Origin of the sequence: Vibrio albus, assembly GCF_003144035.1 — a bacterium.
Lineage (GTDB): Bacteria > Pseudomonadota > Gammaproteobacteria > Enterobacterales > Vibrionaceae > Vibrio > Vibrio albus.
The window spans coordinates 13,042-33,504 of record NZ_QFWT01000002.1 but is presented as its reverse complement, the minus strand read 5'-3'; the positions used below and the strand labels follow the sequence as shown (position 1 = coordinate 33,504).

18 protein-coding genes and 1 other RNA gene are annotated in these 20,463 nt (G+C 43.2%); 15 read left to right on the top strand and 4 right to left on the bottom strand.

Going from position 1 to position 20,463, the window contains the following annotated elements:
- Window positions 1-46: 46 nt before the first annotated feature.
- Both dinF and DI392_RS03765 read left to right on the top strand, forming a co-directional pair.
- A complete protein-coding gene (dinF, locus tag DI392_RS03770; protein WP_109319015.1) occupies window positions 47-1,351 on the top strand; it encodes an MATE family efflux transporter DinF in 1,305 nt (434 codons plus the stop codon).
- A 91-nt stretch (window positions 1,352-1,442) separates the two neighbouring features.
- On the top strand, window positions 1,443-1,901 hold the full coding sequence (locus DI392_RS03765; RefSeq protein ID WP_109318583.1) for an Lrp/AsnC family transcriptional regulator: 459 nt from the start codon (window positions 1,443-1,445) through the stop codon (window positions 1,899-1,901).
- Here DI392_RS03765 and DI392_RS03760 read toward each other — a convergent pair.
- Together DI392_RS03760 and tesB are read right to left on the bottom strand one after the other, a co-directional pair.
- Window positions 1,898-3,196 (bottom strand): L-cysteine desulfidase family protein, encoded by a 1,299-nt coding sequence (locus DI392_RS03760; protein WP_109318582.1) that lies wholly within the window; start codon window positions 3,194-3,196, stop codon window positions 1,898-1,900. The two genes, DI392_RS03765 and DI392_RS03760, sit on opposite strands and share 4 nt — an antisense overlap.
- 103 nt (window positions 3,197-3,299) lie before the next feature.
- Window positions 3,300-4,160: an acyl-CoA thioesterase II gene (gene tesB / locus DI392_RS03755; RefSeq protein ID WP_109318581.1), complete on the bottom strand. Its 861-nt coding sequence runs from the start codon at window positions 4,158-4,160 to the stop codon at window positions 3,300-3,302.
- Window positions 4,161-4,311: 151 nt separating this feature from the next.
- On the opposite strand from tesB, the gene DI392_RS03750 reads away from it, so the two are divergent.
- Window positions 4,312-4,911, top strand: coding sequence for a YbaY family lipoprotein (locus DI392_RS03750; RefSeq protein WP_109318580.1), 600 nt, complete (start codon window positions 4,312-4,314; stop codon window positions 4,909-4,911).
- 21 nt (window positions 4,912-4,932) lie between these two features.
- Here DI392_RS03750 and DI392_RS03745 read toward each other — a convergent pair whose 3' ends face one another.
- Complete coding sequence (locus DI392_RS03745; RefSeq protein WP_109318579.1) at window positions 4,933-5,235, bottom strand: MGMT family protein; 303 nt, start codon at window positions 5,233-5,235, stop codon at window positions 4,933-4,935.
- Window positions 5,236-5,293: 58 nt separating this feature from the next.
- Between DI392_RS03745 and DI392_RS03740 the strand changes: the two genes are divergently transcribed.
- The 5 genes from DI392_RS03740 (at window position 5,294) to DI392_RS03720 (ending at window position 9,912) form a co-directional block, all read left to right on the top strand.
- On the top strand, window positions 5,294-6,034 hold the full coding sequence (locus tag DI392_RS03740) for a VP0952 family biofilm-associated protein (protein WP_109318578.1): 741 nt from the start codon (window positions 5,294-5,296) through the stop codon (window positions 6,032-6,034).
- A gap of 142 nt (window positions 6,035-6,176) precedes the next feature.
- Window positions 6,177-6,273: signal recognition particle sRNA small type (gene ffs, locus DI392_RS03735), an RNA gene on the top strand.
- Between the two features lie 123 nt (window positions 6,274-6,396).
- Window positions 6,397-7,020, top strand: coding sequence for a TnsA endonuclease N-terminal domain-containing protein (locus tag DI392_RS03730; protein ID WP_109318577.1), 624 nt, complete (start codon window positions 6,397-6,399; stop codon window positions 7,018-7,020).
- Window position 7,021: 1 nt separating this feature from the next.
- Window positions 7,022-8,929: a DDE-type integrase/transposase/recombinase gene (locus tag DI392_RS03725; protein WP_109318576.1), complete on the top strand. Its 1,908-nt coding sequence runs from the start codon at window positions 7,022-7,024 to the stop codon at window positions 8,927-8,929.
- Window positions 8,926-9,912, top strand: a complete 987-nt coding sequence (locus DI392_RS03720; RefSeq protein WP_109318575.1) for a TniB family NTP-binding protein — start codon at window positions 8,926-8,928, stop codon at window positions 9,910-9,912. Before DI392_RS03725 ends, DI392_RS03720 begins: the two co-directional genes overlap by 4 nt.
- Here DI392_RS03720 and DI392_RS03715 read toward each other — a convergent pair.
- A complete protein-coding gene (locus DI392_RS03715; RefSeq protein ID WP_181388353.1) occupies window positions 9,909-10,217 on the bottom strand; it encodes a helix-turn-helix domain-containing protein in 309 nt (102 codons plus the stop codon). The two genes, DI392_RS03720 and DI392_RS03715, sit on opposite strands and share 4 nt — an antisense overlap.
- A gap of 102 nt (window positions 10,218-10,319) precedes the next feature.
- Here DI392_RS03715 and DI392_RS03710 point away from each other — a divergent pair, with 102 nt between their 5' ends.
- The 7 genes from DI392_RS03710 to DI392_RS03680 all read left to right on the top strand — a co-directional run bounded on the left by DI392_RS03710 (window position 10,320) and on the right by DI392_RS03680 (window position 20,453).
- Entirely contained in the window at window positions 10,320-10,886 is a 567-nt protein-coding gene (locus DI392_RS03710) for a hypothetical protein (protein WP_109318573.1), read from the top strand.
- The gene (locus DI392_RS03705) at window positions 10,880-12,262 is read left to right on the top strand and encodes a DEAD/DEAH box helicase (protein WP_109318572.1); all 1,383 of its coding nucleotides are present in this window, start codon (window positions 10,880-10,882) and stop codon (window positions 12,260-12,262) included. The genes DI392_RS03710 and DI392_RS03705 overlap by 7 nt, the downstream gene beginning before the upstream one ends.
- 109 nt (window positions 12,263-12,371) lie before the next feature.
- On the top strand, window positions 12,372-14,840 hold the full coding sequence (gene hsdR / locus DI392_RS03700) for an EcoAI/FtnUII family type I restriction enzme subunit R (RefSeq protein ID WP_109318571.1): 2,469 nt from the start codon (window positions 12,372-12,374) through the stop codon (window positions 14,838-14,840).
- Between the two features lie 44 nt (window positions 14,841-14,884).
- Window positions 14,885-16,378, top strand: coding sequence for an N-6 DNA methylase (locus DI392_RS03695; RefSeq protein WP_109318570.1), 1,494 nt, complete (start codon window positions 14,885-14,887; stop codon window positions 16,376-16,378).
- Window positions 16,379-16,380: 2 nt separating this feature from the next.
- Window positions 16,381-18,126 carry a restriction endonuclease subunit S gene (locus tag DI392_RS03690; protein ID WP_109318569.1) on the top strand — a complete coding sequence of 582 codons (1,746 nt, stop codon included), beginning with the start codon at window positions 16,381-16,383 and terminating at the stop codon, window positions 18,124-18,126.
- 3 nt (window positions 18,127-18,129) lie between these two features.
- Window positions 18,130-19,125, top strand: a complete 996-nt coding sequence (locus DI392_RS03685) for a PDDEXK family nuclease (protein ID WP_109318568.1) — start codon at window positions 18,130-18,132, stop codon at window positions 19,123-19,125.
- Between the two features lie 26 nt (window positions 19,126-19,151).
- Window positions 19,152-20,453, top strand: coding sequence for a DUF3644 domain-containing protein (locus DI392_RS03680; protein WP_109318567.1), 1,302 nt, complete (start codon window positions 19,152-19,154; stop codon window positions 20,451-20,453).
- Window positions 20,454-20,463 lie beyond the last annotated feature (10 nt).

The window sequence follows — 20,463 nt, the reverse complement described above, 5'->3', positions numbered from 1 at the left end:
GGGCAAAGCTGTGCAATTCATTATTCAGACACTTTCAAATCGCACCATGCACCGTCAGGTGTTATGGCTTGCGATTCCGATGGTTCTGTCCAACATTACCATTCCGCTGCTTGGACTGGTGGATGCGGCGGTTATCGGTCATCTGGACCATTCCTGGTATTTGGGTGGCGTTGCTTTGGGCAGTACGATGATCAGTGTAGCTTTCTGGTTACTTGGCTTTTTGCGTATGTCGACGACAGGCCTGACCGCACAAGCGCTTGGGGCAAAACAGCCTTTACAGTTGGCACGGGTATTTCTACAGGGAACGTTGATGGCGCTGGGCTTTGCAGCCCTCTTTCTGCTGGTTCATCGTGTTATGGCCCATCATATCTTTACGCTCAGTGATGCCAGCGAACAGGTGAAACTGTACGGGCAGCAATACTTTGTTATCCGGGCATGGAGCGCACCGGCTGCGCTGATGAACTATGTCATTCTGGGCTGGCTGCTCGGTACCCAGAATGCCAGAGCGCCAATGTGGATGGTGATTATTACCAACAGTGCCAATATTGCTCTGGATGTTCTGTTTGTGATTGGCTTAGGCTGGAAAGTCGAAGGAGCGGCGCTGGCGTCAGTGATCGCTGATTATTCCGGTATGGGGTTTGGGTTGTTATGCGTGTGGCGGTATTGGAAGCGGCATAACCTGCCTTCGCTCCGTTCTCAGTTGAGCGTAAGTACGGATGGGTTAGGACGATTTGTTAAGCTGAACAGGGATATATTTTTGCGTTCACTTTGCCTGCAGGCCGCTTTCAGCTTTATGACCTTTCAGGGGGCGGCTTTTGGTGATCAGACCGTCGCTGCAAACGCCGTTTTAATGAGTTTTCTGATGGTAATTTCCTATGGAATGGATGGCTTCGCTTACGCGATGGAAGCCATGGTCGGTAAAGCGATTGGTGCGAATAGTGAATCACAGTTAAAAGCCGCGATAACCGGCAGCTTTTTCTGGAGCCTGATGATCTGTCTTGGCCTTACCCTGGTATTTGGCTATTACGGAGAGGCTCTAATCCGTTTGATCACGGATATTCCTCAGGTTCAGAGCACGGCTGAACGCTACTTGCCCTGGCTGGTAGCCATGCCGTTAACGTCAATGTGGTGCTTTCTGCTGGACGGTATCTTTATCGGTGCCACGAAAGGGCGGGAGATGCGCAACACCATGTTTGTGGCGGCCTGTACCTTTTTTGTCGTTTTTTACCTGTTCTATCCGCTACAGAACCATGCGTTATGGGCGGCGATGCTGAGCTTTATGGCTATGCGTGGCCTGAGTCTTGGGGTGATCCTGACACTGCAATGGCGAAGAGAGGCATTTTTGGTGTAGAGACGGCTGCAATCTTCCTTTCTGGGATGAAATGGTCTATCTTTCTCTTTAAATTCCATGATGAAGAAAAATTTTCTCTTTCAGGCTCGTTATGAAACTCGATAAAACGGACAGAACGCTGCTTTCTCTGTTACAAAAAGACAGTACTATTTCGCTGAATGAACTGGCAGACAAAGTGAACCTGACGACGACTCCCTGCTGGAAACGCTTAAAGCGTCTGGAGGATGAGGGGGTGATCAGCAAGCGGGTGGCATTGCTGAATCCGGAGAAGTTAGGGCTGCTGTTTACGGCATTTGTGCTGGTCAAAACCAGCGACCACTCCCATGAATGGTACAGCCGGTTTGCCGATACTGTGTCGGACTTTCCTGAAGTGATGGAGTTTTACCGGATGGCGGGTGAGTACGACTACATGATGAAAGTGCAGGTGGAAGATATGAAGCGGTTTGACGAGTTCTATAAAAAACTCGTCAACAGTATTGATGGCATCTCCAATGTGACCTCCACTTTTGCTATGGAGTCATTGAAATACACGACGGCATTGCCAATCTAAACCGCCTTATTCACCATAATATCCAGGATCTGTGCATCCGTCTGGGTCATCGAGCCATTGGCCAGGGTTGATAAATTGCGGATGGATGTGTCTACGTCGTCAGCAACGATTCCTTCATTGCCGGTGACATAAACCCCGTCAATCGCCATCAGTGCCGCTTTAACGGCCGCTCCGGCAGACGAAGAGACTTTCATGGCACAGCTGGCTTTGGCTCCGTCACAGATAATCCCGGCAATATCACCTATCATACTGCTGATGGCATGACTGATTTGCTGATAGTTTCCGCCCAGAAGATAGGTTATTCCGGCTGCTGCCCCCATGCCGGCTGTGGTTGCTCCGCAAAGGGCTGACAGCTTGTTTTGCTGCTTTTTAATATAGATAGCCATCATGTGAGACAAAACCAGAGCGCGGAGCGTTTTTTCTTTATCCGCTTTCAGGTAGTTTGCGGTCACAACGACTGGCATGGTCGCGGTAATGCCCTGATTCCCTGAGCCGGAATTACTCATGGCGGGCTTCATCGCTCCGTCCATTCGGGCATCTGAAGCAGAAGAAGTACGGGTAAGCACCTCAGTCAGCAGGTCACCACTCAGCAGGCCGCGTTCAACATTACGCCGGAATGTGACGCCGATTTGCAGACCATAATCACCAACCAACCCCTCTTGAGACAGAGCGTCATTTAATTCAGCGGCCTGTTCAATAAAACGGATATGCTCAACCGGAACATGCAGGGCAAACTGATAAACGTCTTTAGCGGTCAGTTTTGCAAGCAGGTGGTTATCAGAGGGCGTCTGCGGAGATTGACTGGCAGAATGTTGTGGAATAAGCGTTGTGATGCCGTTTTCTTCGATCGAAAGCACATGGGTATGGCTGTCTGCGATAGTTACGGCCACATAGTCAGTTCCGTTACTGACCATGACTTTTGCATAAAAAATATGAGTGACGTCTGCAACCTGTACAGAAACTGCACCGTTTTTAAGAAGCGTTTTTGCCTGTGTAACATCGGTGTCAGTGATATCTTTCAGTACTTCTAATCCTGCGTTTGGGTTACCCGCAATGGCACCCACCGCTGCGGCAATAGGTAGCCCGACCATACCGGTACCAGGTACACCAACTCCCATGCCGTTTTTCATCAGGTTTGGAGATACCTGGGCAACAATCTGTGTCAGTTGACCGGACAGTTTTGCTGCAGCAATGGCAGAAGCCAGGGCAACGGATACCGGCTCGGTACAGCCCAGAGCCGGTACGACTTCCTGTTTCATCACTTTAATTAAGCTATCCCACATAGGCGTTTTCATCTGTTTATCCTTTCCTAACGGCGAATAAGATAAATATATGTCTTATCGTGGGAAAAATTTTTGCTTTGTTTGCTTTAAAAAGGATAAAAAGGAGAATTATTTTCTATTCAGTAAACCGCATTACCCCTTCCTGAACGGCTGAAGCGACCAGATTGCCCTGACGATCAAAGATTTCGCCACGGACCAGCCCCCGGGTATTGGAAGCCGTGGGACTTTCGATAACATAAAGCAGCCAGTCATCCATCTTGAACGGACGGTGGAACCACATGGAGTGATCGATGGTGGCAACCTGGAGTTTCGGCGTCATTAAGGTGACCCCATGTGGATGGAGGGCAGTCGGCAGAAATCCCCAGTCGGAAGCGTAGGCCAGCAGGTATTGGTGAATAAGCTGGTCATTCGGCATTTCACCGTTGGTTTTGATCCAAAGGTATTGCTTTGGTTCTTCTTTCGTTGGTTTCAGCGGGTTGACAACTTTTACCGGTCGCACTTCTATAGGCTTTTCACCTAAAAGCATCTGCTTAATATTGTCCGGTAGATGATCCGCCACCATTTTTGCCAGGTTAGATTCAGAAACAAAGTTTTCCGGTCCCGGAATATCTGGCATGGTGTTCTGGTGTTCAAAACCCTGTTCTTCACCATGATAGGAAGCGGTTAAGAAAAAAATCGGGCGGCCATTCTGAATCGCTTTCACTCGCCGCGTACTCAGGCTTCTCCCGTCACGTAGGTTTTCTACATCGTAAACGATCGGTTTCTGAGGATCGCCAGGATAAAGGAAGTAGCTATGAAATGAGTGAACCATTCTGTCGTTGTTTACCGTGTAACGGGCCGCAGAGAGGGCTTGACCGACAACTTGTCCACCATAAACCTGAGGTAAGCCTAAGTGTTCACTTTGACCGCGAAATAACCCTTGTTCTAGCTGCTCTAACTGCAATAACGATAAAAGTGACTCTAATGGCTGACTCATTTATATTCTCCGTAAATTTGCCGTCAAACTTCTGTAAATAAATTACCTCTCTAGAGATTTAACTTCAAGATAAACTTATACTCTTCCTGAATTAAATATTAAGGTCGGAATACAGTCCTTAAATATACTCTAGATATCGCAGGAGACGATTATGAAAAAGGTATTAATTTTAGTCAGTTCTATATTTGCAATATTCCTTGTAGGTTGTCAGAAAGAAAGTGATGTATCTGTAAATGTGAAAGATGAAATGGCTGATGTTCAGGTTAGTCCTGAATCCGGAGATCAGAATACAGAAGAGCTGGCTTCAATGGCCCAGAAAAATACAGATGACAGCATGACTGATACTGAGACTGTCATTATTGAATCAGAGAGCGTTCCTTCAGAGGATGAAAATAGTGAACCACTGGCAGATATCGCGGCTCCGGGGATCATTGAAGGCAATATTACCACCACCGAGCCAGTGACATTACCTCAAGACGCTGTAGTCACCGTCACTCTGGAAGATATCTCTTCTTCAGATGTTCCGGCTGAAGTGGTTTCTGAGCAGACTTTTGTCGTCGACGGTGTACAAATACCTTTCGATTTTGAATTGAATTTTGATGAGAATAAAATAGAACCCAATCACAAATATAGTATTCGAGCTAAAGTTGAATTTGACGGTAAATTAAAATTAACTACGGACAAAGTATATTCAGTTATTACTGATGAGAATGGAACTAAGAAAGTTAATTTATCCCTTGTAGGAGTTTAATGACAAAAAACACAGGTGGTGTCATGGGTGCCACCTGTATTTTTTCAAGTTTATTTTTCCATTCTCTGAGACTTCAACACCTTCTTTTTCAAGTTTTTCTTTTTGCCTGAGCATATTTTCTCCCTGAAGAGACAGTTTGCCTTTGCTGTTTATCACCCGATACCAGGGAAGTCGGGAGCCATCTGGTAACTGGCTGAGAGCCTTTCCGACCTGCCGGGCATAGCCAGGAAATCCACTCATTTTTGCAACGTCACCGTAAGTTGTTACTTTTCCAATTGGAATTTGGTGAATTACGCTGAAGATTTGTAATAAAAATTGTTCCATACTGAAGGGGTTCCGTTGGTTATCTGTAGATGTAATGACAACAGTAGAAGGAGTTTCTATGGTGCTTCACATCACTCAGTTTGTAATGACGACATTGCTGGTGGTAGTGTGCGCACGGGCCATTAGTATGAGTGAAGGTGATATACCGTTACTTGCTATCGTGGTGCCTGCTTTGTGGATTTTACCTAAAAATGGCGTGGCTGGTATCCTCCTTCTTGTCGCTATGGGGGTATATGGCTTAGCTCTCCCGGTACAGCCTATAGCACTTTCCCTGAGTACCTGGGTTCTATTTCCTGCTCTGGTGGTGGCTTTCTCAGAGCGTAGCAGCAGTTTTGTCCGTGTCACTCTTGGCTTGTGTGTTCTGTCTATGGAAGCGGGGATCATGATTACCCAACTGAATGGGCGGTTAGAGGGGAGTGCGCTGGCCACATTAAGCCAGCTATTGTGTGTATCGTTGGCATGGTTCGCCTCAATACACTGGAAAAGCTCCTCACGCCACAGCTGGTGGATGCTGATATTTATCCCGATTCTGTGGCTGGCCGGCTGGAAAGACGCCGCCTTAGTGGCCTTGTCGGTGACCGGCATCCTGGCGGCATCACAAACGCTGCAAAGCATCGACTCCGGGCAATGGAAAAAACTGCTGATCTGGACTTTGCCTACCGTTGGGTTTGCGGCATTACTGATGTTTCCTGAGGTTGAGATACCGAATCAGGTACTGGTTGCCTGGTTGTTTATCCTCGGCTGTTCCTGGGCTGCTGATTACATTCTTAACTCTCAGGAAGATGAAATGGATGACTAAGGTGGCACTAAAAGAACAATTATTAGGCACTTAACGATAAATTAAAAGAATTGAGTTGCCTGCCTCTTGCATTGGCTCCGGGGATGACTCATAATCCCCGCACTCTCTGGTTAATCACACCGAGACGCAAAATCTATGGAGGCCCTGGTCCTCCCGCAACAATACCCCGTTTACCTGGTCAGGTCCGGAAGGAAGCAGCCAAGGCGGGTGACTTGTGTGCCGGGATGTGGCTGGGGCTTCCACCCATCTTTGTCGCTGAAAGCATATGCTGTCCCAAAAAAACCATAAGATGTCCTTTTAAAACCCATAAAGTGTCCTAAACTTAATTTGGTTGTTTTATTACAACGAAATGAGGACAGGTTATGTACGTTCGCAATCTTAGAAAACCATCTGCAAACAAAAACGTTTATAAGTTTGTTAGTGCCAAAAATGGCTGCACCATCATGTGTGAAAGTTCACTCGAATATGATTGTTGCTACCATCTAGAATATTCCGATGATGTTGTTAGTTATTGTTCGCAACCGAAAGGATATAAATACACTTTTAATGGTGTATCTCATTCATATACACCTGATTTTTATGTCGTTTATCGTGATGGCTCGACAGGATTTATTGAAGTAAAACCATTGAAAATGACCTTTGAACCTGGTTTTAAAGAAATCTTTAGATGTATGCAGGCAGAGGCACACAATCTCAATACACAACTTATTTTGGTTACAGACCGACAGATACGTAATGGGATATATCTTGAGAACCTGAAGTTAGTGAATCGTTATAGCGGTTGTATTGAAAATACCTGTTTAGTAGAAAAAGTATGGTTTATGCTCAATCAATACGTATCTGTTTGTGTTAAACAATTATCACAAGCCCTAAATATTTCTGTAGGAGATGTGTTGGCTACAGTTTTCCGACTTGTTAGTTTGGGGCGAGCAAAAACTAAGTTGGATATGAAAATTGATGAAAGCACATTAATTTCGGTGGCTTAGCATGGGAGTGGGGCCATTTGAGGATGAGTTGGGTTCAATTACCAATGAAGTTCAACAACAGTATGAGGCTAGTCCCGAAGCTAAGTTAGCCCGCCTTAAGTATTCATCCCTTGAAACTACGAAAGTTATTGAGCGAGATCTGTCTTCCTTTCCCGAAGAACAGAAACTAAAAGCGCTGGAGCGTTATAAATTAATCTCTTTGATTGCTAAGGAAATAAATGGTGGTTGGACACCTAAAAACCTTAATCCTCTAATCGATAAGCATATCGATACTCTTTCGATACCAAAACCCAGTGATAGAACAGTAAAGCGTTGGTATAAAGCTTTTTGTGAAAGTAATGGTGATATAAAAAGCCTTATTGATAGCCACCATTTAAAAGGGAATCGCCAGTCTAGGGTGGATAATGATGAGCCATATTTCATTAAGGCGGTTGAACGATTTCTGGATGCTGTTCGCCCTTCTTACGCTGCTGCTTATACGGTCTATAAAGATCTTATTGAAATTGAAAACAGCACAATTGTTTCAGGCAAAATAGCGCAAGTGAGCTACGAAGCATTTAAAAATAGAATTAAGAAGCTCCCACCTTATACCGTTGCTCTCAAACGCCATGGTAAATATTACGCCGATAAGCTGTTTAATTACTATGAGTCGGTAAAAAAGCCGACACGGATACTTGAACGGGTTGAGATTGACCACACTCCGCTTGATTTAATTTTACTTGATGACGAATTGCTTGTGCCATTGGGAAGAGCATATTTAACATTATTAGTTGATGTGTTTAGTGGTTGTATTATTGGCTTCCATCTTGGTTTTAAAGCTCCAAGTTATGTTGCTGTTTCTAAGGCAATCATTCATTCAGTGAAGTCGAAAAACTATACAGATGAATTGCCAATAGAGCTCTTTAATCAATGGGTTTGTCACGGAAAAATCGAGAATTTGGTTGTGGATAATGGAGCAGAATTTTGGTCTGACAGTTTGGATCAAGCGTGCACTGAGGCAGGTATCAATATTATCTATAACAAAGTACGTAAGCCTTGGCTAAAGCCATTTGTTGAGAGAAAGTTTGGCGAACTAATACAGGGTATGGTTGGTTGGGTTCCAGGTAAGACGTTTTCCAACATACTTGAAAAAGAAGATTATGATCCGCAAAAAGATGCCGTGATGCGGTTTAGTGTTTTTGTTGAAGAGCTGCATCGCTGGATTATCGATGTTCACAATGCCTCAGCGGATAGCCGGAATACAAGGATACCAAATTATCATTGGCAAAAGAGTGAAGAGGTATTACCGCCTCCTGCATTAAGTGAAGATGATGAGAAAAAATTTCGTGTAATTATGGGAGTGATTCACAAAGGGGCATTAACCAGTAAAGGCATAAAATTTAAACACTTAATGTATGATAATGTCCCTTTAGAGCATTATCGTAAACAGTACCCTCAGTCCAAAGAAAGCAAAATTAAAATGATCAAGATTGATCCTGATGACTTATCTAGGATATTTGTTTTTTTGGAAGAAATAGAAGGCTATATAGAGGTGCCATGTAAATATGACCCGCTTGGATACACTAAAAAGCTTAGCCTTTGTGAGCATACCAGAATAATTAAAGTCCATCATGATTTTATAAAAGGGCAAGTCAATGCATTATCTCTAGCGAAAGCTCGGCAGGCTCTGCATGACAGAATCAAGCAAGAGCACGAAAACTTACGTCAGATGTCATTACCTCAACGCAGCAAAAAGGCGAAAAATGCTAAGAAAATGGCAGCTCTGGCTGGTGTAGATAGTGATAATCCAAAATCCATGACTGCTGATTATCCAACAGACGTCATTGAAGATAAAAAAGAAGCTACTCCGGTTGATGATCTCCAATCACTTTGGAATAAACGTAAGGCATTGAGACGGGGGGATAAATGAAAGTGGATCAGTCATTAAGTAATGATATTGATGGTATATTAGCCAATTTCCATCAGTCTTTTATTGTTTATCCTGATGTGAAAAAAATATTTGAGGGCTTAGACTGGATTATTCGCCGAAGCGAATTTGGAAAATTTTCGCCGTCGATGCTGATTACTGGTGGAACGGGGGCTGGAAAGTCGTCGTTAGTTGAACGTTATTTAAATGAACATTTTTCCGCTTCGGAAGTTTTGATTACGCGAGTCAGGCCAAGTTTTGTAGAAACCCTTGTATGGGCAATTGACAAACTTAATATTCCGTATAACAGCCGCTCTAAACGCTCAGAAATAGGGCTACAAGATTACTTTATTGCCGCTGTTAAAAAGTCCAAACTCAAACTTCTCGTCATTGAAGAAGCACAAGAGCTTTTCGAATGCGCGTCTGCAAAAGAAAGGCAGAAGATTCGAGACCGCTTAAAAATGATCAGCGACGAGTGCCACTTACCGATTGTGTTTATAGGCATCCCAACTGCGAAGCTGATTCTCGAAGACTCACAGTGGGATAGACGGATCATGGTGAAACGAGACTTGCCATACATTCGAATAATTGATGAAGCGTCTCTTGATGTATATATTGATTTATTAGATGGGATTGAGCAGCAATTACCGATTCCTGTATCACCAGAGTTATCAGATATGGAAATCGCTATGCGTCTGCTCGCTGCTAGCAAAGGAATGCTAGGTTTAATCAAAGAATTGGTTGGTTATGCACTTGAACTGGCTTTAAGTTCTGGAAAGACCAAGATTACGAATGCAGATTTTATTCATGCATTTAAAACCATCTATGGCCCTGATGCCCTAAATCCTTTTGAAACGGAACTTAAAAAACTGCTTATTCCACAAATAATTGAGTACGAAGGCTATGTCATTGATCCCGATAGCGGTGACATCAAATTTACCCAACAGATTTTCCAAGAAAAGTCTTTAACAGATTTGCTTCGTTAGGCACTCTTTTCAGAGTTCAGTTTCTTCAATAGCTCAGTTTTCTCTTCATCACTCAACTTATCAATCAAACAAACCAATTCAGCTGTCACATCATCCTTACAAAAGAAATAATTTAACGGTACACCCAATTCTTCAGCCATACGAGTTAACGTTCCGATATCCGGAACATGGCGACCTTTTTCATAATGGTTCATACGGCCACTTGCCGAACTTTCTTCCATTCCTATTTTAACCCCAAGATCTTTTTGGGTGATTTTAGCTTTTTTACGCGCTGCTTTGAGCCTCGCTGGGATTGGGTTTTCCACTTCGACATTCTTTTTTGTTCCTATTGATAACTTAGATTGTCTAAGTTTTACTTATTTTTGTATACTTAGCAATCCTAAGTTTTTACGTGTTAAGTGGTCACAATGAAACAAATAAAGAAACTCAGCCTGCCAATTTATAACTTATTGATAAATAATGAGCTCAATGATTTTTCCGTTATTCAAGCGCGTGATGAGCTACAGAAATCGGAGTATCGTTTTTCCGATGATAATGAGGCTCGGCTCTACATTTATCGCCAGTTGCATCGTTTGGTAGCAAATGGGTTACTTCAAACTGAGGGTGAAGAGCGTGACAAAAAGTATCGTAAAACTGAACTTTTTGATCAGACTAGGTTTGCTGTCAAATTGGTGAAGAAACATATTGTTCATAAGTCCACGTCTCGTACAGTTCCGGACGTAGAGGTGTCTAAAGTTTCAAATAAGACTGATGTGCTTGAAAAAGAATGTACTGAAATCCAAGCGAACCTTTCCGTTTCTCTGGCTGAAGTTGAAGAATATCGTCAGTTGATGCTGCGTTTCCCTGAAACAAGAGAACTGTTATCTTCTGTTTTTCATGAAGAAAAAGAACGTTCAGTGAGACTGTTGGCACAACTTAATACGAGAAACTATCTATTGAATGCACTCAAATCAGAGGTCGATACATCATGTTGAGAGCTTGGCAAAAAGAGTGCGTGGAACTGGCGCTAGAAAAATATTTATCTGGGCAAGAACACTTCTTGTCCCAGGCGACCCCTGGTGCAGGAAAAACGGTGATGGCGGCAGAACTCGCCTCCCAGTTATTCGAGCTTGATGAGATCGACTTAGTGCTCTGTTTTTCTCCATCTCTTAGTGTTGCTGAGAATATGAAAGAGACATTTGCATGGAAGTTAAATTGTGTTTTTGATGGAACGCTAGGCGCTATTGGTGGTTCATACACTTACCAGAGCTTAAAGTTTTTGGGGCAAGGTTATTGGAAGGCGGTGAGTAAGTATCGAATACTGGTTGTATTTGATGAAATTCACCATTGTTCCGCTGATGATGATGGCAGGATGAATGTTTGGGGAGAGCAGATCATCAGTAACATTCAATCCAGAGCAAAATATACTTTGGCCTTGACCGGAACACCATGGCGTTCGGATTCAGTACCGATTGCAATGGCGAAGTATACTGATCCCGAAGGTCACATTATTTGCGATTATCAATACAGCTTAAGTCAAGCGGTTAGGGATAAAGTGTGCCGTTCGCCTAAGCTAGTATTGGTTGATAACGATCACCTCACAGTGAAAGAACGTGGTGAGACAAAGTCATTTTCTTCAATTTTTGAATTGCTCAAGCAATCGAGTGCGTCCTATCAACAGGTCATTCATAATCCGCAGGCAATCAGGTATATCCTTTCTTTGGCTTGTGACAAATTATCAGCAATACGCACAATCAACCCAAATGCTGGGGGGCTGATTGTTGCAGCGTCAGTAAAGCATGCTGAATATATCCAAAAACTGCTTGTTGAAGAGTTTGGGCAAACCGCCGCTTTGGTTACTTACCAGCATGATTCCCCCCTTAAAATTATTGACCAGTTCCGTAATGATTCAAGCCAGTGGATTGTTAGTGTTGGAATGATCAGTGAAGGAACTGATATACCAAGGCTTCAGGTGTGCTGTCATTTAAGTGCGGTGAAAACAGAACTTTATTTCAGACAGGTTTTGGGCAGAATATTGCGAGTAAACGATTCACTCAATCAGGAAGCCTGGCTTTACACCTTTGCCGAAGAAAATTTGGTTGGTTTCGCTGAACGGATTGAACAAGATATTCCCGAAACTTGCCAGTTTGTTCGCTTTACGGATAAGGAAAGTAAAGCGGACATTCCCGCTATCGAATTGAAATCAAATCGGTTGGTTGAATCGAATAGCAGCAAATCGGCTATTCCATCCAGTGCTTTGGTTTGGAACTCAACGTTACCAAGTGTTGATACAGATGCTGGTAGATTGTCCGAACGGGATTTACTGAGCCTTGGGCAATTTAGACAGAGGGTAATCGCAGCGTTCTTGTAGCTTAAATCCAACCCACTGACGCAAATCATGATTCACGCGATTAACTCTCGGATTTCCTTCAATCTTTCGGTATATTGCTACTTAAACGGTTTCATATCGAGTCAGTGGCATGGAAGCAAATATAAATAAAGCAAAGTTGTCGGAAACCGACATCATCACTAAATTCATTTTGCCAGCGGTTAAATCTGCCGGATGGGATGATTTTTCCCAAATCCGCCAAGAAGTGAAATTGCGTGACGGTAAAGTGATCGTCCGTGGTAATGCAGCGGCGCGGCGTAAGGTTAAATCGGCTGATATCGTGCTTTATCATAAACCGAGTATGCCTTTGGCGGTGATAGAAGCGAAAGCGAATAAGCATGAGATCGGGAAAGGGATGCAGCAAGGGCTGGATTACGCCAACCTGCTTGAAGTGCCGTTTATCTTTGCCTCCAATGGCGATGGCTTTATTTTTCATGACAAAACCAATCCCACGCAACTCGAAACCGAAATCCGCTTAGAAGACTTTCCAACCCCACAACAACTTTGGGATAAATACTGCATCTGGAAAGGCTATAAAGCGGAACACTTACCGATCATTACTCAAGATTACTATGATGATGGCAGTGGTAAGTCGCCGCGTTATTATCAGCTACAGGCGATTAATAAAACCGTTGAAGCGGTGGCCGCAGGGCAAGATCGCGTCTTACTGGTTATGGCAACCGGTACGGGCAAAACTTATACCGCGTTTCAGATTATCTGGCGCTTATGGAAAGCACGTAAAGCCAAACGTATTCTGTTTTTAGCCGACCGCAATATCCTTGTCGATCAGACTAAGACCAATGATTTTCAGCCTTTTGGTCAGGCGATGACCAAAATAACGGGGCGTACCGTTGATCCCGCCTACGAAGTGCATTTAGCGTTATATCAAGCACTGACAGGGCCGGAAGAGCATCAAAAAGCCTATAAGCAGGTTGATCCTGATTTCTTCGATTTAATTGTAATTGACGAATGTCACCGTGGCAGTGCTGCGGAAGACAGCGCATGGCGTGAAATTCTCGATTACTTCTCCAGTGCTACGCATGTCGGATTAACCGCCACGCCGAAAGAGACAGACCAAGTTTCCAATATCGAATACTTCGGTGATCCGGTATATACCTATTCACTCAAGCAGGGTATTGAAGATGGCTTTCTTGCTCCTTATAAAGTGATTCGGGTAGATATTGATGTCGATGTGCAAGGCTGGCGACCAACCAAAGGTCAGCTCGATAAAAATGGCGAAGTGATTCAAGACCGAATCTATAACCAGAAAGATTTTGACCGCACCTTAGTGATTGATGAGCGTACTGAACTGGTAGCAAAAACCATTACTCAATACCTGCAAAAAACCGACCCCATGGCAAAAACCATCGTTTTCTGTAACGACATCGATCACGCCGAGCGGATGCGCCGTGCTTTGGTGAACCTCAACCCTGAGCAGGTTGCCAAGAACGAAAAATACGTAATGAAAATTACCGGTGATGATGAACTGGGTAAAGCGCAGCTAGATTATTTCATCGATCCGAAAAAGAAATATCCGGTAATAGCGACTACGTCAGAGCTGATGACCACAGGTGTGGATGCCAAAACTTGTAAATTGGTGGTGCTTGACCAAGGAATTCAGTCAATGACCAAGTTTAAGCAGATCATTGGTCGTGGTACGCGTATTGATGACCGCTACGGCAAGCTGTGGTTCACCATTCTCGATTTCAAAAAAGCGACTGAGTTATTTGCTGATGAACGATTCGATGGCGAGCCAGAACGGGTCAAAGTGGTGAAGCCGGAAGACTTTACCGATGATGATGAGATCACCGATATCATTGATGGTATTGATGATGGGAATACCAGCGACCCATTCGACGACGAAGATATTGATCCAGAAACCATTCAGGAACCGCCAGCAACGGATGATCTGACTTCTAGTAGCTCACCATCGGGTTCTACCGGACAAGGCGGCGGAGAAATCATCGATGAGCCTCAAGAAGTGCGTAAGTTCTATGTTAATGGTGTCACGGTGAGCGCCTTGGCTGAACGTGTGCAGTATTACGACAGTGATGGCAAGCTGGTGACTGAATCATTTAAGGATTACACCCGTAAAACTATCAGTAAGCAGTTTACTTCGATGGATGACTTTTCTAAAAAGTGGAATCAGGCAGATCGTAAGAAAGCGATTATTGATGAACTTGCCGAAGAAGGCGTCATTTGGGAAGTACTTGAGCAAGAAATCGGCAAAGAGCTCGACCCATTCGATATGATCTGTCATGTCGTATATGATATGCCGCCGCTGACCCGTAAAGAGCGGGCTGAGAACGTCAAAAAGCGTAACTACTTCACTAAATATGGTGAGGTGGCGCAGCAGGTGCTGAGTAACCTGCTCGACAAATATGCCGATGATGGCGTGTTAGAAGTCGAAAACATTACTGTGTTGAAAGTCGCGCCGTTTAGCGAGATTGGCAGCATGGCAGAAATCATTAAGAAAGGCTTTGGTGGCAAGCCGCAATATGAACAGGCCATTCAAGAACTGGAAGCCGAAATTTATCAGCTTGAACCAAAGTCAGCGTGAGCTTTTTAAGTTTACTTTTACCCAAGAATTATTAAGAGAAAATCATGTCAATCAGTTCAGTTATTAAATCGATTCAAGACATTATGCGTAAAGATGCCGGTGTAGACGGCGATGCGCAGCGTTTAGGGCAAATGTCTTGGCTGCTATTTCTTAAAGTGTTTGATGCGCAGGAAGAAGAGTTAGAGCTAGAACTGGATGACTACAAAACACCAATCCCAGAGAAATTTTTGTGGCGTAACTGGGCGCAAGATCCGGAAGGAATTACAGGCGAACAGCTACTGGATTTTGTAAACGATGAACTATTCTACAGCCTGAAAAACCTCACTGCGCCGATAGATTTAAACCCGCGTGGTCATGTGGTGCGCGAAGCGTTTAGTGATGCGTTTAACTATATGAAAAACGGCACCTTATTGCGTCAGGTGATCAATAAACTTAACGAGATTGATTTTACCAGCTCCAGTGAACGCCATATGTTTGGCGATATCTACGAACAGATTTTAAAAGATCTGCAAAGTGCCGGAAATGCGGGCGAGTTCTACACCCCGCGTGCGGTGACTCAATTTATCGTCAATCGTCTTGACCCGAAACTGGGCGAAAGCATTATGGATCCGGCCTGTGGCACGGGTGGCTTTTTGGCGTGCAGTTTTGACCATGTGAAAAACAACTATGTGAAAAACGCGACCGATCACCAAACCCTGCAACAGCAGATTCATGGGGTGGAGAAGAAGCAGCTACCGCACCTGCTCTGTGTTACCAATATGATGCTGCATGGTATCGAAGTACCGGTACAAATTAAGCACGGTAATACCCTGAATAAGCCACTTTCCAGTTGGGACAGCAATATCGATGTGATTGCAACCAACCCTCCATTTGGTGGCACGGAAGAAGATGGGATTGAAAAGAACTTTCCTGCCGAGATGCAAACCCGCGAAACCGCCGATCTGTTTTTACAGTTAATTATTGAAGTGTTGGCAGAGCCTTCAGCGAATAAAGAAGGTGGTCGTGCAGGTGTGGTTTTACCCGATGGTACGTTGTTTGGTGAAGGTGTAAAAACCAAAATTAAGAAACTGCTGACCGAAGAGTGTAACCTGCATACCATCGTGCGCTTGCCAAATGGTGTGTTTAACCCATATACAGGGATTAAAACCAATATTCTGTTCTTTACTAAAGGCAAACCAACCAAAGAGGTGTGGTTCTACGAGCACCCGTATCCTGATGGCGTGAAGAACTACAACAAAACCAAACCGATGAAGTTTGAAGAGTTCCAAACTGAAATTGATTGGTGGGGCACAGAAGAAGATGGTTTTGCCAGCAGAGTTGAAACCAAGCAGGCGTGGAAAGTCTCTATCGATGACATTATCGAACGTAACTTCAACCTGGATATTAAAAACCCGTACCAAGGAGAAGTGGTCAATCACGATCCGGAAGAGTTGTTAGCCAGTTATCAGCAGCAACAGCAAGAGATCACCGCGCTACGTAACCAGTTAAAAGACATTCTTGGTAATGCGCTGCAATCAACTGTGAATGGTGAGGCATAAGCATGTCTGTAGAAAACCTGATTACTCAACATATTGATATCTGGACATCTGCGGTACAAACCAAATCAACGGCAGGTCGTGGTACCAGCAGCAAGCTCGATTTATATGGCATTAAAAAACTGCGCGAGTTGATTTTAGAATTGGCAGTGCGCGGTAAGTTAGTGCCGCAAGATCCAAATGATGAGCCTGCTTCGGTGTTGCTTGAGCGAATTGAGAAAGAAAAAACTCAATTAGTAAAAGAAAAGAAAATCAAGAAGCCCAAAAAATTAGAATATATTTCTGAAAATGAAATGTTTTTTGAACTCCCCCTAGGGTGGAAGTGGGTTCGTTTAAATGATTTAGGAGAATGGGGTTCTGGTTCAACTCCGAAGAGAAGTATTTCTGAATATTATGGCGGTGAAATCCCTTGGTTTAAGTCTGGTGAGCTTAATCAAGATTATATATCTGAATCAGAAGAATATATTACTGAACTAGCGTTAAAAGAAACATCGGTAAGATATAACAATATTGGTGATGTTTTAGTTGCTATGTATGGAGCAACAATTGGTAAGACATCAATTTTGTCTGTAAGAGCTACGACTAATCAAGCAGTTTGTGCATGTACGCCATTCACCGGTCTCGTCAATACTTACTTGTTACTTTTGCTTAAAGCATACAAGTCGAGATTGGTTGGTATGGGGGCGGGTGGTGCTCAGCCAAATATTTCTCGTGAAAAGATTATAAATACAGTCACTGCGTTACCTCCAGAAAAAGAACAACACCGCATCGTCGCCAAAGTCGATGAATTAATGAAGCTCTGCGACCAACTGGAACAGCAAACCGAAGCCAGTATTGCAGCGCATCAGGTGTTGGTAGAAACCCTGTTGGCAACCTTAACCAACAGCAAAAATGCTGAAGAGTTAATGGAAAACTGGCAGCGCATCAGCGCCCATTTCGATACCCTATTCACCACCGAAGATAGCATCGACCAGCTTAAACAAACCATTCTGCAACTAGCGGTTATGGGTAAACTGGTAGCGCAAAATCCTGCGGATGAACCTGCATCAGAGCTACTTAAGCGTATCGCCAAAGAAAAAGCTCAGTTGGTGAAAGATAAGAAAATCAAAAAACAAAAAGCGTTGCCGCCGATTGCCGATGATGAAAAGCCGTTTGAACTGCCGAATGGGTGGGAGTGGTGTCGTGTTCAAGATGTGGCAATGTTCACTACATCCGGTTCACGAGACTGGGCCAGGTATTATTCTGAGACTGGTGCTTTGTTTGTAACTATGGGTAATCTATCTCGTGGAAGCTATGATTTGCGTTTGGATAATTTACGGTATGTTCATCCACCTGAGGGAGGTGAAGGTTCACGCACCAAGCTTGAAGCTAATGATTTACTAATTTCAATTACCGGTGATGTTGGCAATCTAGGGCTGATACCAGAAAACTTTGGTGAAGCTTATATAAATCAACACACATGTTTGCTGAGATTTATGCCGGAATGTAAGGACAGGTACTTTCCTGAATTCATGAGATCGCCTTGGGCTAAATTTCAATTTGATGCACCACAGCGTGGAATAAAGAATAGTTTCCGATTGAGTGATGTTGGGGATATGTTTTTGCCATTACCGCCAAAACAAGAACGTTTTAGAATTGCTTCAAAAATAGATGAACTATTAAGGGTATGTGATTTGCTGAAGTTTTCATTTAGCAAGTCTCAAGCTACCCAGCTTGTTTTTACTGATGCTATTGTCGAACAGGTGATATAAGTTATGAGCCTATACAACATTTCAAATAAACATCTCACCGCACTGTCGCCAACCAGCTTTTCAGCCGAAGGGCTGCAAGAGCGTCAGGATCTTCAAGAGGCTTTGAAGCGTTGTATTGATGCGATTGCACCTGATTGTTTGGTGATATCAGAAGAGTTCTCTGACTGGGAAGATAGCCGCCGCCGTATTGATTTATTGGCAATCGATAAGAATGCCAATTTAGTGGTAATCGAACTAAAACGTGATGAAGTTGGTGCGCATATGGAGCTTCAAGCACTTCGTTATGCAGCAATGATTTCGACAATGACCTTTGATAAAGCGTGTGAGTATTTTGCTCAATACCTGCAAAAAGAAGGCTCTGAACTGAATGCACGAGAAACCATCCTTGATTTCGTCGATCTCGACGAAAGCAGCCTCGATGATTTTGGGAATGATGTGCGGATTGTTTTAGCCTCAGCAGACTTCGGTAAAGAACTCACCACCTCTGTCTTGTGGTTGCGTGATAAAGGCATCGATATCAGTTGCGTGCGTTTAACCCCGTACAAGTACAAAGGCGATGTGCTGATTGATGCTAGTCAGATTATTCCGGTGCCAGAAGCAGAAGAATATCAGGTTAAATTCAGAGAAAAACGAGCAGAGCAGCGTTCGAGTAGTCAGAAAAGCGAAAAGGATTATTCTGAGTACAGTTATAAAGGGCAAACCTACAATAAGCGTCATTTAGCTTTAGCACTTGTTACTGACTGGATTGAGAAGAATCAGCCAACCTCTTTAGAGCGAGTTTTAGTATCCTTTAATGATACGGTTCGTCGTCGGATTGCTATTCTCGCAGAAGATATTCCTCAAGGACGAATTCGCCGATTTCATAGTGATGAAGACTCCCTGATTACTCTTTCAAGTGGAGAAATTATAGCGATATCGAACCAATGGGGATTAGAAAATACCACTCGTCTTATTGAGTTTGTTGGGAAGAGTGGTTTGATTGTTGAAAAAGTGAATTAACAATAGACTAAAAGCGTAGGAAATATATGAAAATCAGTCGTTCGTTAGCATCGTTACATGCCTTTTTGAGTAAAAAAGAAACCAGTGGCGATACTTTTACTAAAGAAGATATTTTGTTAGCGACCAACTGGAAAGAGGCAACATTTAGAACTTACTGGAATAAAGGGCAACTTGCTGATTTTATCAGTGAAGCAAGCCCTAATGTATATGAAGCATCAAACTGTAATGATAAATCGGAAGTTGAATTTTCGAAGTTATTATCTCAAAGCAAGCACCGAAGAGGGCTTGGACATAATTGCAAGTCTAAGTTGGCAAAAGCATTACTCAGTAAGTCTAAAGATAATATGTTGCTTGCTTTGGAATTATATAACAGACCGTCACTCGAGAATCGCATGGATGCGTTTGTTATGTGTTTCTGTACTGCTTGGGAACAGTTTTTAAAGGCATACTTGATTGAACGTGATGGAGAAGCCTCAGTTTTTAGAAAAGCAGGTAAGAAAGGCTTAAAGGAAACAATTTCTTTGAGAGAGTGTTTAGAAAAAGCATATCCAGCTCAATCAAACGTCAGGAAAAATATTGAACAGGTCGTTTATTTACGTGATCAAGCTGTACATCTACTTATGCCTGAAGTCCAAGGGATTATGTCAAGGGTGTTTCAATCTGGTGTGCTGAACTTTACCTCAAAGTTTGAAGAGTTTACTGAAGTTTCATTTTTAAATAGTAGTCATGCAGGAATGATTTCGCTTGTTGGCGAGTTTAAATTACCCCCGGTGGCTGTTATGAAATCTACCTACGGCAGTATAGCTGACGATATATTAGATTTGGCGTCAACTGTAAGACATGATGTGGAAGAAAGCGATAATATTGAATTTGCGATTCCGTTGAACGTTAAGTTAGTTTTTGCCACAGATGCTGATGATGGTACCACGGTAACAATTGCAAAAGCAGATGAAGGCATGGAAGGCTTAAAGCGAGCTCTTGTCATTGAAAAGCCGGTTGATCGATCAAAATCTCACCCACTGTTGCGAAAAGACGCAATCAAAGAGATAAATGACAAATTACTAGAACGTTATGAAGTTGAAAAATTGAAGGTGCATTTAACTAGTCGATGTAAGAAAACTGGTAAGCCTGTTATTAACAGTAACTGTTTTGAATCCGTACTTGCTAAAAATAAATGGAAAAATGCTGACAATAAGTATCACTATAAAAATGCCAATCCAGAATATCACTACTATTCACACGCCCTAGTAGAAGAATTTATTAAAAAAGTGATGGATAAAGAAGACTATTTAACAACGGCAAAAAAATGGTTTAATTCAAGAAAGTAACTCTGTGATT